The 13,787-nt window shown below is 66.9% G+C and carries 16 protein-coding genes; 4 read left to right on the top strand and 12 right to left on the bottom strand.

Annotated features, from left to right (window positions below; translation table 11 throughout):
* The first annotated feature begins 40 nt into the window (after positions 1–40).
* Together JZ792_RS28735 and JZ792_RS28730 are read left to right on the top strand one after the other, a co-directional pair.
* Entirely contained in the window at positions 41–1,510 is a 1,470-nt protein-coding gene (locus JZ792_RS28735) for a glutamate synthase subunit beta (RefSeq protein ID WP_216915294.1), read from the top strand.
* Positions 1,511–2,033: 523 nt separating this feature from the next.
* The gene (locus JZ792_RS28730) at positions 2,034–2,930 is read left to right on the top strand and encodes a cutinase family protein (RefSeq protein WP_216915293.1); all 897 of its coding nucleotides are present in this window, start codon (positions 2,034–2,036) and stop codon (positions 2,928–2,930) included.
* A gap of 78 nt (positions 2,931–3,008) precedes the next feature.
* Here JZ792_RS28730 and JZ792_RS28725 read toward each other — a convergent pair whose 3' ends face one another.
* Together JZ792_RS28725 and JZ792_RS28720 are read right to left on the bottom strand one after the other, a co-directional pair.
* Positions 3,009–3,323, bottom strand: a complete 315-nt coding sequence (locus JZ792_RS28725; protein ID WP_216915291.1) for a hypothetical protein — start codon at positions 3,321–3,323, stop codon at positions 3,009–3,011.
* Between the two features lie 128 nt (positions 3,324–3,451).
* The gene (locus tag JZ792_RS28720; RefSeq protein WP_216915289.1) at positions 3,452–4,075 is read right to left on the bottom strand and encodes a histidine phosphatase family protein; all 624 of its coding nucleotides are present in this window, start codon (positions 4,073–4,075) and stop codon (positions 3,452–3,454) included.
* Between the two features lie 135 nt (positions 4,076–4,210).
* Here JZ792_RS28720 and JZ792_RS28715 point away from each other — a divergent pair, with 135 nt between their 5' ends.
* On the top strand, positions 4,211–4,789 hold the full coding sequence (locus JZ792_RS28715) for a Uma2 family endonuclease (protein ID WP_216915287.1): 579 nt from the start codon (positions 4,211–4,213) through the stop codon (positions 4,787–4,789).
* A 115-nt stretch (positions 4,790–4,904) separates the two neighbouring features.
* Here the strand turns inward: JZ792_RS28715 and JZ792_RS28710 are convergent, their stop codons facing one another.
* Complete coding sequence (locus JZ792_RS28710) at positions 4,905–5,126, bottom strand: hypothetical protein (protein WP_216915285.1); 222 nt, start codon at positions 5,124–5,126, stop codon at positions 4,905–4,907.
* Between the two features lie 115 nt (positions 5,127–5,241).
* The gene (gene lysX / locus JZ792_RS28705; protein WP_216915283.1) at positions 5,242–8,565 is read right to left on the bottom strand and encodes a bifunctional lysylphosphatidylglycerol synthetase/lysine--tRNA ligase LysX; all 3,324 of its coding nucleotides are present in this window, start codon (positions 8,563–8,565) and stop codon (positions 5,242–5,244) included.
* A 175-nt stretch (positions 8,566–8,740) separates the two neighbouring features.
* On the opposite strand from lysX, the gene JZ792_RS28700 reads away from it, so the two are divergent.
* A complete protein-coding gene (locus JZ792_RS28700) occupies positions 8,741–8,965 on the top strand; it encodes an RNA-binding S4 domain-containing protein (RefSeq protein ID WP_216915281.1) in 225 nt (74 codons plus the stop codon).
* Between the two features lie 3 nt (positions 8,966–8,968).
* Here JZ792_RS28700 and rraA read toward each other — a convergent pair whose 3' ends face one another.
* The 8 genes from rraA to JZ792_RS28660 form a co-directional block, all read right to left on the bottom strand.
* Positions 8,969–9,481, bottom strand: coding sequence for a ribonuclease E activity regulator RraA (gene rraA / locus JZ792_RS28695; protein ID WP_308165496.1), 513 nt, complete (start codon positions 9,479–9,481; stop codon positions 8,969–8,971).
* 66 nt (positions 9,482–9,547) lie between these two features.
* Positions 9,548–9,913, bottom strand: coding sequence for a DUF5313 family protein (locus JZ792_RS28690; protein WP_216915279.1), 366 nt, complete (start codon positions 9,911–9,913; stop codon positions 9,548–9,550).
* Positions 9,914–9,976: 63 nt separating this feature from the next.
* Entirely contained in the window at positions 9,977–10,564 is a 588-nt protein-coding gene (locus tag JZ792_RS28685) for a hypothetical protein (RefSeq protein WP_216915277.1), read from the bottom strand.
* 63 nt (positions 10,565–10,627) lie between these two features.
* Positions 10,628–11,008 carry a DUF5313 family protein gene (locus JZ792_RS28680; protein ID WP_216915275.1) on the bottom strand — a complete coding sequence of 127 codons (381 nt, stop codon included), beginning with the start codon at positions 11,006–11,008 and terminating at the stop codon, positions 10,628–10,630.
* Positions 11,009–11,010: 2 nt separating this feature from the next.
* A complete protein-coding gene (locus JZ792_RS28675) occupies positions 11,011–11,478 on the bottom strand; it encodes an SRPBCC family protein (protein WP_216915273.1) in 468 nt (155 codons plus the stop codon).
* A gap of 61 nt (positions 11,479–11,539) precedes the next feature.
* The gene (locus JZ792_RS28670) at positions 11,540–12,469 is read right to left on the bottom strand and encodes a CopD family protein (RefSeq protein WP_216915271.1); all 930 of its coding nucleotides are present in this window, start codon (positions 12,467–12,469) and stop codon (positions 11,540–11,542) included.
* A gap of 13 nt (positions 12,470–12,482) precedes the next feature.
* The gene (locus tag JZ792_RS28665; RefSeq protein ID WP_216915329.1) at positions 12,483–13,001 is read right to left on the bottom strand and encodes a copper resistance CopC family protein; all 519 of its coding nucleotides are present in this window, start codon (positions 12,999–13,001) and stop codon (positions 12,483–12,485) included.
* Positions 13,002–13,033: 32 nt separating this feature from the next.
* Positions 13,034–13,678 carry a YcnI family copper-binding membrane protein gene (locus tag JZ792_RS28660; RefSeq protein WP_216915269.1) on the bottom strand — a complete coding sequence of 215 codons (645 nt, stop codon included), beginning with the start codon at positions 13,676–13,678 and terminating at the stop codon, positions 13,034–13,036.
* Positions 13,679–13,787: the final 109 nt, after the last annotated feature.

Here is a 13,787-nt window from a genome sequence, read left to right as displayed (position 1 = left end):
ATTTGTTCGATGTCGAGAGGCGAGAAGACGGAGGCCGCTCGTGGCTGACCCGCAGGGATTTCTGAAGCACACATCGCGGGAACTGCCGACACGCCGTCCGGTTCCGCTGCGTCTGATGGACTGGAAAGAGGTCTACGAGGAGGGTTTCGAACACAAGACCCTCCAGCGTCAGGCCAGCCGCTGTATGGATTGCGGTATCCCGTTCTGTCACAACGGTTGTCCGCTGGGCAACCTCATCCCGGAGTGGAACGACCTGGTCCACCGTGGACAGTGGCGTGACGGCATCGACCGTCTGCACGCGACGAACAACTTCCCGGAATTCACCGGCAGGTTGTGCCCCGCGCCGTGCGAGGCGTCCTGCGTGCTCGGGATCAACCAGGATCCGGTGACCATCAAGCAGGTCGAGGTCGAACTCATCGAGAACGCCTTCGACGAGGGCTGGGTCTCCCCGGTGTACCCGACCCGGATCACCGGTAAGAAGGTGGCCGTCGTCGGTTCCGGTCCGGCGGGTATGGCCGCCGCGCAGCAACTCACCCGCGCGGGTCATACCGTGACGGTTTTCGAGCGTGCCGATCGCATCGGCGGTCTGCTGCGCTACGGCATTCCGGAATTCAAGATGGAGAAGCGTTTCATCGACCGCCGGATGGCGCAGATGGAGGCCGAGGGCACCATCTTCAAGACCGGCGTGAACGTCGGTGTCGACATCACCGCCGAACAACTGCGTGAGCGGTTCGACGCGGTCGTGCTCTCCGGCGGCGCCACCCTGGCCCGTGATCTGCCGATCCCGGGCCGGGAACTCGACGGCATCCACCAGGCGATGGAATTCCTGCCGTGGGCCAACCGGGTGCAGCTCGGTGACGATGTGACCGATGCCGACGGCCTGCCGCCGGTACATGCCAACGGCAAGAAGGTCATCATCATCGGTGGCGGCGACACCGGCGCGGACTGCCTCGGCACCTCGCACCGCCAGGGCGCGGCGTCGATCCACCAGTTCGAGATCATGCCGCGTCCGCCGGAGGAGCGTGCCTCCTCGACCCCGTGGCCGACCTACCCGCTCATGTACCGGGTCGCCTCGGCGCACGAGGAGGGCGGCGAACGGCTGTTCTCGGTGAACACCGAACGTTTCGTCGGCGCGGACGGCAAGGTCACCGGCCTGGAAGCGCACGAGGTCAAGATGGTCAACGGCCGTTTCGAGAAGGTCGACGGCACCGAATTCACCCTGGAGGCGGACCTGGTGCTGCTGGCCATGGGCTTCGTCGGACCCGAGAAGCGGGGTCTGCTCGAGGATCTCGGCGTCGGCTACGACCAGCGCGGCAATGTCCAGCGCGACAAGAGCTGGTCGACCAATGTGCCCGGCGTCTTCGTCGCCGGTGACATGGGTCGCGGTCAGTCGCTGATCGTGTGGGCCATCGCCGAAGGTCGCGCCGCCGCGTCCGCGGTGGACAACTACCTGGAGGGGGAGACCGCGCTGCCCTCGCCGATCACCCCGACGATGGTCGCCCAGCGCTGACCCTCGCCACTCGACGGCGCCCGTGGACCTGGTCCGCGGGCGCCGTTCGCGTTCGAGGGCTGCCCATTCCATCGTGGAAATCGATAGCTGCCGATTTACCGAAATAGCAGATCAAGATCGTGACTTCGCGTTACGGATACCCGAATGTGATCGGAATCGCTCGCTATAACGGACATTTCACGAGCCCCTCGCTTCAGTCGGCCGTCGGTGTTCCGTCGTGCGTCGCGGGTATGGAAGTCGATCTCGCACAGCATCGCTCGTCACCGACGGGACCGGTCGGACGGTTTCCAACGGGAATCGGACACGTCGGCGAGTTCGAATGGCGTCGCCGCCGCCGTGCCTCTATTGTGATCAGCGATGCGCTACGTGGCTGGTGGGATGTAGTTCGGGCGTGCATCTCATATCGACGGACCACTTCAGTTAACCCGTTGTGCACTGAAATGACATTCGTCGAGATCAGCATGGTTAGCGCAAACACACTTGTCGGGGTTGCCCGTAGGGGCGAAGTTCGAACTGGAGCAGAATGCGCTTGAAGAGGGTTGTCGCGGCCGTCGGTGCCTCGGTATCGATTGCGTCCGGCCTGGTAATCGGCAGTGGTTCCGCCGTCGCGGACAGTTGCCCCAGTCTCTATGTGGTCGCCATTCCCGGTACCTGGGAGACCGGCCACGACAAGACGCCGCAGCCGGGCATGCTGGCCGGTGTCACCAGGGGGCTGCCGTCCTCGGTCGACGTCGACTACGTCACCTACGCGGCCACCGCCTTCCCGTGGGAGGGCGATGTCTACGGCGCTTCCAAGAAGGAAGCGACCGACGGCGCGCGCGGGCTGGTCACGGCCATGGCGCAGCGCTGCGGCGCCACCCAGATCGCCCTGGTCGGATACAGCCAGGGCGCCGATGCCGCCGGTGATCTCGCCGCCGAGATCGGCACCGGCGTCGGCACCGTTCGCCCGGAACGCATCTCCGGCGTCGGCCTGATCTCCGATCCGCGCCGTTCGCCCACCGACATCCAGATCGGCCCGCCCGCACCCGGTGCGGGCGCGGGCGGTGCGCGGGTCGGCGGATTCGGCTTCGTCAGCGACCGCACCCGGACCATCTGCGCGGTCGAAGACCTCTACTGCGCCACCGCCACCGAGGATTTCGTCACCAGATTCGCCGGATTCCTCGCCCAGAGTTCGGATGCCAACCCCGCCAATATCTGGCGCTACCAGCTCGAGGCCGGGGCCATCATCAACGATCTGATGTCGCACGGCGGGATGCCCGCCCTCGGTTCGCAGCTCACCGATGCCGCGAACGAGCAGCGGGCCAAGGATCTCGAGCGTTTCTACCGGTCGCAGGCCCACACGGTCTACGGCAACTACAACGTCGGCGGCGGCCAGACCGCCACCAGTTGGATGCGCAACTGGATCGCCGGAATGGCCTGATCACCGGCACTCCCGCACCGGCGGAAGGGCCCACCTCCATATCGGAGGTGGGCCCTTCTGGCGTCCGGGAACTCGTTGTCAGCCGGCCGAACCCGTCGGCAGGCTCGGCGGCAGGAAGAAGTTGGGCGGGCCGTCGGGACCGCGGTGGTCGCCGGGGTGATCACCGGGATGGTGGAACCGCACCCGCGGGCCGTCGTGGTCGCCGCGGTGCGGACGGTCGGCGATCTCGCCACCTACCGCGTCGGCGGGCGCGACCGTGACGTCGGCGGTGGGTTCCGGAGCCTCGGCGGAGGCGGTGGCGGCGAGAGCTCCGATCGGTACGGCGGCCAGCGCGCCTGCCACGGCGACCTGGGCGAAGCGGCGCCGGAATGTTGACGATGTCGTGGAGAGCAACGAAATTCCTTTCCTACGGAACGTGAGTCGCGGTGCGGCGGCTCACGGATTCCATCGAAGGTTCCGTCGCTGGGATCGCGGTGCGATCCACCTGGCAATCACCTGTGTATCGGCGAATGCTCCCCGGCTCACCCGTGATGTCGGGCGTCGATGTTGCGGGGCAGCAGATCCCACACATGCCCGTTCTCGTTGACGGTCGCGGCCGTGCGTCGACCGGTGCGCGAGAACAGGATCCGGGTGATCGACCCGTAGTCGATCGGGAAGGTCAGCGGGCGCGCGAGCCCGAGAACGTCCTGGAGCAGGACATTGATCACACCGCCGTGCGCGAAGGCCACCACGGTGTCGGCGGGATCGGTGGCCGCGGCGATCTCGGTGACCGCGTCGCGAACCCGCGAGATGAAAGCGGGTCCGTCGATCTGTTCGGGCAGGAATCCGGCCTTGATCCGCTCGTATACCGCCTGGAATTCCAGTTTGGCGTCCTCGATCGGGACGTACGAGGGCAGATCCCGATCGTATTCGGCCAGATCATGGACGATTTCGACGTCGAGCCCCAATTTCGCCGCCGTCGGTTCGGCGGTCTCGCGCGCCCGCCGCTGCGGACTGCTCAGCACCCGCGCGACCCGATGCCTGCTCAACGCGGCGGGCACCCGCCGCGCCTGCTCCCACCCGATCTCCGACAATTCGGGATCGGCGGGGCCGTCGGCGCTCGTGGTCCGAAGCGGCTGGGCATGGCGAACGAGAATCAACTGCACCCCCGACACTCTGCCGCATCCCCGAGCGACCGCCACAGCAGGCATCGGCAACCCGGATCGGTCCCGACGCTCGGCAGAGGACGAGACCGGGCGAATACTTCCGATGGGATCTGTGCTGCTGACATACTCGACGCTATGACCGTCGAGCCGTTTCCGCAGTGGCTTCGTCCGCCACCCGGCGGGTTCGTCGCCGAGGATCTAGATCGCCTGCCCGACCTGCCGCCGCACACCGAATTGATCGACGGGAGCCTCGTCTTCGTGAGTCCGCAGGCGGAGTTCCACATGCTCGCCATCTCCCTGCTGGAGAACGCGCTGCGCCGTTGGGCACCGGAGTCGATGCGGGTGCGGCGGGAGATGACAGTGACCCTCGGACGCGATCAACGACCCGAGCCGGATGTTCTGGTTCTTCGCGCCGACGCTGTCGGCGATCCGCAGCGAACATTTTTCACCGCCGAAGACGTGTTGCTGGTGATCGAGGTGGTCTCCCCCGAATCGCGAACCAGAGATCGCGAGCGCAAACCGCAGTTGTACGCACGTGCCGGGATCGCTCATTTCTGGCGCGTCGAAAATGCCGACGGCCGTCCGGTGGTCTATGTCTACGAGCGCGACCCGGCCACTAGTGTGTACGCGCTCACCGGAATTCACCACGATCGGCTCGAATCGAGTGTGCCCTTCGCCATGGAAATCGATCTGACCGGTATCGATCGACTCTAGGTCCCGGGCCGAACAGCCTGCCCGATGCGCACACCATTTCCGATGTGCGGTGGGTGGTCGAATCGACGGCCGGGATCGCCGGGGCGTCGGGGCCGTCGAATCGGGTGTGCGTCGGTCAGTTCTTCTTGCGCTTGGTGAAGTAGACGATGCCGACGATGATCGCGACGACGACGAGCACGCAGCAGATGACGCCGATCAGGCCGCCCTTGCTGCTCTTTTTCTTCTTCTTGGCGGCGAGGTCGAGCGCGGTGTTGAAAGTGTCCGACGCCCAGACGTCCGGGCTCGCCCATACCGAGTGATCCAGCAGGCTCGCGTTGGTCAGCAGATCGAGATACATGTATTCCCCATTCCGAAGTGTCGGCTTCCTCCCGGTACCGAATCACCAAGGTTATCGGGCTGTGACGTTCCGCGTTAACCGTTCGGCCATGAATCCCTCATCTCGAGAACCTTGTTCAGCGCGGTTTCACGAGTGGGAACGGCAGTGTCTCGCGGATGCTGCGGCCGGTGATCAGCATGACGATCCGGTCGACGCCCATGCCGAGTCCGCCGGTGGGCGGCATCGCGTGTTCGAGCGCCTGGAGGAAATCCTCGTCGAGTTCCATGGCTTCCGGGTCGCCGTTGGCGGCGAGCGTCGACTGTTCGGTGAGCCTGCGCCGCTGTTCGACCGGATCGGTGAGTTCGCTGTAGGCGGTGCCCAATTCGACGCCCCACGCGACCAGATCCCAGCGTTCGGCGACACCGGGGATGCTGCGATGCGCGCGGGTGAGCGGGGAGACCGAGGTGGGGAAGTCGACGTAGAAGGTCGGCGCCTCGGTACGTGATTCGACCAGGTGCTCGTACATCTCCAGCACCACCTGCCCGGCGTCCCACCCGTGCTGGTAGGTGACCTCGGCCTGATCGCACAGTGCACGCAGTTCGGGGAGTTCGGTCCGCGGGGTGATCTCGGTGCCGATGGCTTCGGAGACCGCGCCGTGCACCGTCTTCACCGCCCACTCACCGGAGATGTCGACCTCGTCGAAGTCGCCGTCGTCGTTGGGCCGCAGGGCCACCACGGCGCCGTTGGCGGCCAGCGCCGCGTTCTGGATGAGTGTGCGGCAGGTGTGCATCATCCGCTCGTAGTCGCTGTGCGCCTCGTAGGCCTCGAGGATGGTGAACTCGGGGTTGTGGCTGAAGTCGACGCCCTCGTTGCGGAAGGTCCGGCCGAGTTCGAACACCTTCTCCATCCCGCCTACGCAGAGCCGTTTGAGATACAGCTCGGGGGCGATGCGCAGATACAGGTCCAGGTCGTAGGCGTTGATGTGGGTGATGAAGGGAGTCGCGTTGGCGCCGCCGTGCACCTGTTGCAGGATCGGCGTCTCGACCTCGAGATAACCCCAGGTGTTGAGCGAATCCCGCAGCGAGCGCACCACCGCGCTGCGTTTGGCCAGCACCACCCGTGCCTCCGGGTTGATCGCCATGTCGACATAGCGCTGGCGGACCTTGGCCTCGGGGTCGGCCAGGCCCTTCCACTTGTCGGGCAGCGGGTGCAGGCATTTGCCGTTCATCCGCCAGTCCGCCGCGAGCAGCGAAAGTTCGCCGTTGCGGCTGAGCCCGATCTGGCCGCTGACCTCGATGAGGTCGCCGAGGTCGAAATACTCGCCGAATTCCGCGCTGCGTTCGGCGCCGACCCGGTCCCGGTCGATGACCAGCTGGATATCGTCGGTCCAGTCGCGCACCACCGCGAAGATGACGCCGCCGTAGTCGCGGATGCGGAGCAGCCTGCCGCATACGCGGACGGTGGTGCCGCGCGGTGACTGCCGCGCCGCCGCGACGGTATGGGTCGGGGGATAGGCGACCGGGTAGGGATCGACGCCCGCCTCGGTCATCCTGTCGAGTTTGTCCATGCGCACCCGCACCTGTTCGGGGCGGCGCGGGAGCTGTTCGGCGAGTTCGGTTTCCGGTGGGTCCGGCGGGGTGCCGTCGGCGTGCAGCCCGGTGACGGTATCGGGTACCGCGCGACGCACTCCGGTGTGCACCGTCGTCTCGGGATCCTTGCCGAGACGCGGCAGGAACCCCTCGGCGAGCCCGCAGGCCGTCGCGACGCGCGGCAGCTGCCTGCGTTCTTCGAAAAGGAAGAAACGCGGCACCCAGTTCGGCTGGTATTTCACATTGGATCGGTACAGCGCTTCCAGCTGCCACCAGCGCGAGAAGAACAGCAGTACGCCGCGCCACATCCGCAGGACCGGCCCGGCGCCGATGCGCCCGCCTTCTTCGAAGACCGACCGGAACACCGCGAAATTCAGCGACACCCTGGTGATGCCGAACTGTTCGGAGTTCAGCGCGAGCTGGGAGATCATGAGCTCCATCACGCCGTTCGGGCTCTGCTGGTCACGCCGCATCAATTCCAGCGACATACCGGTCCGGCCCCACGGCACCAGCGACAGCACGGCCAACGGCCGGTCCTGACCGTTCACCGCCTCCACCAGCAGACAGTCGCCGTCGAGCGGGTCACCGAGCCTGCCGAGGGCCATCGAGAAACCGCGTTCGGTCTCGGTGTCACGCCACGCGTCCGCCCTAGCCATGATGTGGGTGAACTGTTCGGCGGTGATATCGCGATGCCGTCTGATCCGCACGGTGATGCCGTGTTTGCGTAGTCGGTTGGCCGCCTGGCGTACCTGTTTCATCTCCGGCCCGGCCAGCGAGAAATGCCTGGTGTCGAGGATGGCCTCGTCGCCGAGGCGCAGCGCGGACAGTCCGGCCCTGCGGTAGGCCTGCGCGCCGAATTCGCTCGCGCCCATCACCGCGGGCGCCCACCCGAATTGGTCGGCCAGTCGCAGCCAGGCATCGATCGCCTGCGGCCACACCTCGCGCAGGCCGATGGGGTCGCCGCTGGCGAGACAGACACCCAATTCGACGCGATAGGTGATGGCAGCCTTGCCGTTGGGCGCGAAGACCACCGCCTTGTCGCGGCGGGTCGCGAAGTAGCCGAGGGAATCATCGACATCGGAACGTTCGAGCAGCCCGCGAATGGCGGATTCGTCGATACCCGTCATCGCGTTCTCGGCGCGCTGGGAGCGCAGCAGCACCACGACCGCGGCGATCAGGGCGATCGCGCCGAGCAGGCCGAGCAGGAAGTTGACGAAGGGCCGGGGATGGCCGTCGAAATGCTCGTTCTCGACCAGGATCGCGGCGGTCACCCGGTAGACCGCCCACCCCGGCCGCTGCCACCCGCTGGGTAGCGTTCCTGGGAACAGTTCGACGAGGCCCCAGCCGAGCAGGCAGCCGATGGCGAGTCCGCCGATCAGGACGCCGAGCGCTTTCCAGCCCGCACCGCGTCTGACCTTGGTGTAGAACTCGGGCCACGCCGCGATCAGCACCCCGATCACCGCGAGTTGCACCAGCATCGCGATCAGCGCGTCGATATTGCCGTCGCCCGCGAACAGCAGCGCGTTGGACAGCACGTACACGGCGAGGTAGCCGACGAGCAACCACCAGGCGATCCGCTTGCGGCTGGCCAGCGCGCCTGCGAGCAGGCCGACGAGCAAGGCCCACATCAGGTTCGTGTCGGGCGCGTCGAAGTAGTAGTCGTCGATGTAGCGCCGCGGTACCTGGGTCAGGTAGCGCAATCCGGGCGAAAGACTCCACAGCAGGCAGATGGTCGCGAACACCCCGAGCACCAATCCCGCGATGTGCGGGACCTCGGAAAGCCTGCCGTGGCCCCGGTGTGGGACCGGTGGCGTCGGCCTGGCCCGCTCGGGTTCGGTGTCCGTACGATGACCGGCTTGCGTGGTAGTCACATAACCAGTGTGTACGGTGCCGGGCCCTCAGTGCTCCAAGGCACCCGTGATGTCGCGGCGCGTGCTGGATCGGCGTGCCGAGGCGATGTCCGCAATGTCGGGTTATTCCGAGTCCGTCGCGCCGTCCACGGGGGTTGGCTCACCCCGGGAATACCGGGCGGGTAAGGATATATCCATGTCAGATGCAGTCGATGTACCGATCGATGACGACGTTATTCGGCTCGGGCAGTTCCTGAAACTGGCCAACCTGATCGACTCCGGCGCCGAAGCCAAGACCGTGATCGCCTCGGGCCTCGTGCGAGTCAACGACGAGGTGGAACTGCGCCGCGGTCGGCAGCTACAGGCGGGCGATATCGTCGTCCTGGCCGGGCACCGGGTCCGGGTGGCGCCGAGTCGGTGAGGATCAGTCCTCGGCGCGCACCACGACGCCGTCGTGGTCGCTGTAGAGGATTTCACCCGGAACGAAGGTGATACCGCCGAATTCGACGGTGACGTCACGTTCGCCGCTTCCGGTCTGCGTGCTCTTGCGCGGGTTGGTGCCCAGGGCCTTGATACCGATTTCGAGGGTCCGCAGGATGGCCGAATCGCGCACCGCGCCGTTGACGATGACCCCTGCCCAGCCGTTGTCGACGCCACGTCCGGCGATGATGTCGCCGACCAGCGCGGTGTGCACACTCGCTCCACCGTCGACGACCAGCACCGCGCCGTCACCCGGTTCGCTCAACGTCTGCTTCACCAGCAGGTTGTCCTGGAAGCAGCGGATGGTGGTGATCCGGCCGGAGAACACCGCCCGGCCGCCGAACTGGATGAACTGGGTATCGCAGCTGCGGATGTCCGGGCCGATCTCGTCGGCGAGATCCGCGGTGGCGGTGCCGATGGCGCTCACGGTCGATTCGCTGGCGTTGGATTCACTCACGGCTGCCAGCTTAAGGGGGCGCGAATCGCGGTTCCGGCAGGCGGGCCGCCGAAGTGAGTTCGGTCGCTATCGGTGCCCGTAATGCAGTTCGTACATGTCACGGTCGTGTTCGGAGATCTTGTTGTGGTCGAGCAGATTCGGATCGAGACCGTGCTGTGCGAGTCGGAAGCGCCGCCACACGTAACTGAGCGACACCGTGAACACGACCAGCGGGAAGATCATCATCACGATCATGCCGATCTTGAGTGGCATGGGGCCCGGAAACAGCAGCACCAGCGCGAAGAACGGGATGATCGGAACCAGGAACCGAACGAGGTAGCGTTCCATGGCCCCGTGGCCGACGAGGTCGTGGACTACCCACTCGTGCAGCTCCCGGGGAAGCTCGCGGCCCAGATCGTAGGCGATCCGCTGCCCTATCGTGGGAGTTCTCATATCTTCAGGCTATGCCTGTGGTGCAGGTCACCGCCAGTGTCGACGGTGCCGTCGGCGGTCGTCTCAGGCGAAGATCGGTCGTCCCGCGATCAGCAGTTCGCGCAGTCGGGCGCCGATGAGCAGTTCGGGGCGATAGTCGGGATCGAGATCGTCCAGCGCCGGTGCGACGAGATGTCCGGTCTGTCTCGGCTCCCCGTTCTGCCGGAGCACCAGCTCGCCGCGGGCGCGGTCCAAGAGCACCGCCGTCGGTGTCGCGACTTTGGCGAACAGGGCGTCGTGGCCCTCTTCGGACTCGACCTGGAGGCCGCCGACCTCGAAGACGCCCCGGGTATCCCCGCCGAACAGCCACTCGTCGACCTCGACGGTGCCGTCGACGACGAGGACCGCGTCGCCGAGGATCAGGCGTCGCGCGCGGAGTGTGCCGCGTACCGCGTAGATGGAGTGGACGTCCACGGCGAGATCGAGGGTGCCGTGCACCGTCAGGCCCGCGCCGAACAGTACGGATTCGGTGTCCTCGAGAGCTTCGCAGCGGGCTTCGACATCGAATTCGTCGTGGACGACCGGCTCCTCGTGCAGATCGACCTCGGCGGTGTAGTCGCTGAACCAGGAGCTGCCGAGTAATTCGTCGGCCCGTGCCGCGGTGATCTTCATCGCGGTGCATGCTGCCATTCGCGTCGGGTGTCCGCAAACGCGCGGGCGATCGGTGCGCGCGGGTCAGGCGCGGCCGTGACGGCGTTCGTAATCGAGCCGATCGGCCTCGCTGCGACGGCGCGCGTCGATATCGGCGAGGGCGGGATCGAGTCCGTGGCCGATCAGCCGATGTCGCCGGTACACGTACATCAACGCCACCGTGAAATAGATCAGCGGAATGTAGAGCAGCGCCATCATCGCCAGCCCCATCCACAGCGGTCCGGGCAGCAGCAGGAACAGGCACAGGACCGGGATGATCGGGAGGAGAATGCGGGTCAGATAGCGGCGGGTGGCGCCGGGGCCGGTCAGATCGGCCAGCACCCACTCCGACTTCGACGCGGGAAGGGTTTTCCCGCAGATGTATCCGACCCGCTGCGCGAATGTGGGGGTGGGTGACTCGGTCATCGTCAGCGCGAATTCCGGTCGCGACCGCGATGGAATTCGGCGATCTGTCGGATCAGATTATCCGTCGTGTGTTTCACGGTGATCTTCACGAACGGTTCGATGGTCTTGCCGAGCGCGCGTCCGGCAAGACCACCGGGCACCCGGTAGTCGACGATGGCGTCGATCGTGCACAGATCGTCGCCTTTCGGGTGGAACAGGAAGGTCGAATCGATCTCGAACCCCTTGATCGACCGGATGCCGATGGCGAAATCCTTCTCCCACCGGTTCACTTCGACGCGGGAACGCAGCGAAGCCGGGCCCAGTTTGATGCGCCCGTCGAAACTCGCGCCGAGCCCTTCGATCTGATCGCCGACCGGGGTGAACGATTCGATCCCGTGCAGGAAGTGCGGCAGATTCCGGTAGTCGTTGACGTACTGGAACGCGGATTCGGCCGACGCCGCGCAGTCCGCGACGATTTTCACTTCGGTCATATCGGCCACTGTAACGGGTTACCGCAGGTCGCCACATGGTCCGATGACGCCGTCCGGCCCCTCAGGCGGTCACGGCGAGCGCGGACGCGAGACCGAATGCGACCGCCATCACCGCCACCTCGATCACGGCTCGCCGCAACGACGCGTCGGCGGTCATGCGATGGTCGGCGGCGCGCCCGACCCAGGAGCGTCGCCACCACCAGCCAAGCGCCAGCAGTGCGAGAAGTACGACCGTCTTGGCGAGCAGGATCCGGCCGTAACCGGTCGACAGCAGCGGGCCGAGTCCGTCCAGGCGCACGAGTCCGTTCACGATTCCGGTCAGCGCCACCGCGGCGATCAACGGCAGCGCGACGGCCGAGTAGCGGGGCAGCACCGTCGCCCACTGACCGCGCGAGCGCACCACCGAGGCCAAGGCGACGAGCAGGCCGAACCAGGCCGCCGCGGCGAGGGCGTGCACGGCCGCGAGCACCGAACCGAAGGACTGCTGCGACATATGCCCGGTGATCGGACGCAATATCAGCGCGACGGCGGCGAATACCAGCACCAGATCGGTCGACGCGGCCTCGCTGCGCCGGTAGATCAGCGCCGAATACCCTGCGGTCGCGCCGGTGCCGAGCAGGATCGCGATACCGACCTGCCCGGCGCTGACCTCGGTCAGGAAGGTGCCGAACTGCTCCGCGCCGAGTCGTCGCAGCGGCACGCCGACGACGTCGGCCGCCTCGAACAGCAGGATCGCGAATTCGGTACCGCACCAGATTCCGGCCAGGACGGCCAGCAGCCGCCACGGTGGCTGGAGTCGTGGGTGCAGTCGGGGCAGCGCCGCCAGCCCGAGCACCGTGGCGCCGACGCAGTCCGCGATCACCCGGATCACGGCCTGGGCGGGCAGGTCACCGACGGTGAGAACCCACGCCAGGCCGACGCCGAGCAGTCCGGCGGGGACGATCAGCAACAGTGATACCGCGTCCCTGCCGCCGGTCGTCCCACTCTTCACCGCTGTCGCGTTCCTATCGCTTCTCGCGTCCGCGTCCGCCGAACAGCGCGAAGGCCAGGCCACCGCCGAACAGCACGACGGCGCCCACGATGAAGACCCACAGCGGGACGCCGCCGTCGTCGCTGTCGGATGTGCCCGCGGCGTCGGCCGCGGCACCGGGCGTGCCGTGACCGGCGGTGCTCAGCGTGAACGTCCTGAAACCGCTGACCGGATGGCCGTCGGCGGAGGTCACCCGGAACGCGACGGTGTATTTGCCCGCGGGGCCGAGTTCGCCGACCTCGACCGAGATGGTTTTCCCGTCGACCACGGGCTCACCCTTGGACCACAGGTTGCCGTCGGGGCCGACCACCGTCATCGTCGGGAAATTCGATTGCAGGGCCTCGTTGAACGTGACACTGGCGCGCGCGGGCGCGGTGTCGACCGTCGCACCGTCATCGGGCACGCTGGCGACGGGCGCCGAATGCGCCGCCGCTGGTCCGGCCGCCAGTCCGCTGCCGAGCAACGCGAGTCCGGTGACGACCATCGCGGCCATCACCCGACCGGCCCGGAACCTCGTGCCGCGCTTCACGACCGACGTCCGCGCAGGACGTTGCCGAGGCCGAGCGCCACGCCGAGCAATCCGAGGGCGAGTCCGATGCCGCCGATCCACCGCGCGGTGTCGTCGGTGTCCTCGGTCGTCGGTTCGGCGCCCGCGGCGTGGTGATCGTCGCCCGCGCTCGCGGTCAGGGTGAGAGCCGGTGCCGGATGTTCGGGTTCGGCGCCGTCGGGTCCGGCCGGTTGATCCCAGCTGACGACCTTGCCGTCGCTGTAGGTCTGCTTCGCGGGGAAGCTGATGGTGTCCTGCTTCGGCAGCGGGCCGAGCGAGACGACGAAGCGCTGGAACTGGCCGGGCGCGACGCCGGGCGCACCGGGATCGGCGGTCCACGTCACGGCGACCGCCTCGGATTTGTCGTTGCGGTCGACCTTGGCGCTCCAGCCGGGAAGGGCTTCGGTGCGTGCGCTTTTCACGTTGGGCAGGGTGACGGTGAGCGCGGTCGTCGCCGCGGTCTCCGATTCGGTGGGGACGCGGAAGGTGACGACCGAGTACCCGCCCTGTGCCGCGCCGGGGGCGTCGGCGGTCACGTGGGCGGCGGCGGTGCCGCCGCCGAGCAGGACGAGTCCGACGACGGCCACCGAGCCGCCGCAGGCACGCAGAACTGAACTACGCATGGTGAAATGCTTTCTCTCCGAGGGGAAGATGGTGCGAGCTAGCGAGCGGGCACCGGCGGCGCGCGTGGTCCGATCGCGCCGTTCGGAGAAGCATGGGACGGTCCGGGGC

The sequence above is a fragment of the Nocardia noduli genome, assembly GCF_019038455.1.
In the GTDB taxonomy this organism is placed as follows: domain Bacteria; phylum Actinomycetota; class Actinomycetes; order Mycobacteriales; family Mycobacteriaceae; genus Nocardia; species Nocardia noduli.
This window is presented reverse-complemented; position numbering and strand designations above follow the sequence as displayed.

Coding starts and splice junctions, on each gene's coding strand:
- JZ792_RS28685 (WP_216915277.1), bottom strand. CDS start 10,564: ATGAAGATCACCGCGGCACGGGCCGACGAATTACTCGGCAGCTCCTGG.
- JZ792_RS28690 (WP_216915279.1), bottom strand. CDS start 9,913: ATGAGAACTCCCACGATAGGGCAGCGGATCGCCTACGATCTGGGCCGC.
- JZ792_RS28710 (WP_216915285.1), bottom strand. CDS start 5,126: ATGTATCTCGATCTGCTGACCAACGCGAGCCTGCTGGATCACTCGGTA.
- JZ792_RS28665 (WP_216915329.1), bottom strand. CDS start 13,001: ATGGCCGCGATGGTCGTCACCGGACTCGCGTTGCTCGGCAGCGGACTG.
- JZ792_RS28730 (WP_216915293.1), top strand. CDS start 2,034: ATGCGCTTGAAGAGGGTTGTCGCGGCCGTCGGTGCCTCGGTATCGATT.
- JZ792_RS28700 (WP_216915281.1), top strand. CDS start 8,741: ATGTCAGATGCAGTCGATGTACCGATCGATGACGACGTTATTCGGCTC.
- JZ792_RS28715 (WP_216915287.1), top strand. CDS start 4,211: ATGACCGTCGAGCCGTTTCCGCAGTGGCTTCGTCCGCCACCCGGCGGG.
- JZ792_RS28680 (WP_216915275.1), bottom strand. CDS start 11,008: ATGACCGAGTCACCCACCCCCACATTCGCGCAGCGGGTCGGATACATC.
- JZ792_RS28660 (WP_216915269.1), bottom strand. CDS start 13,678: ATGCGTAGTTCAGTTCTGCGTGCCTGCGGCGGCTCGGTGGCCGTCGTC.
- JZ792_RS28675 (WP_216915273.1), bottom strand. CDS start 11,478: ATGACCGAAGTGAAAATCGTCGCGGACTGCGCGGCGTCGGCCGAATCC.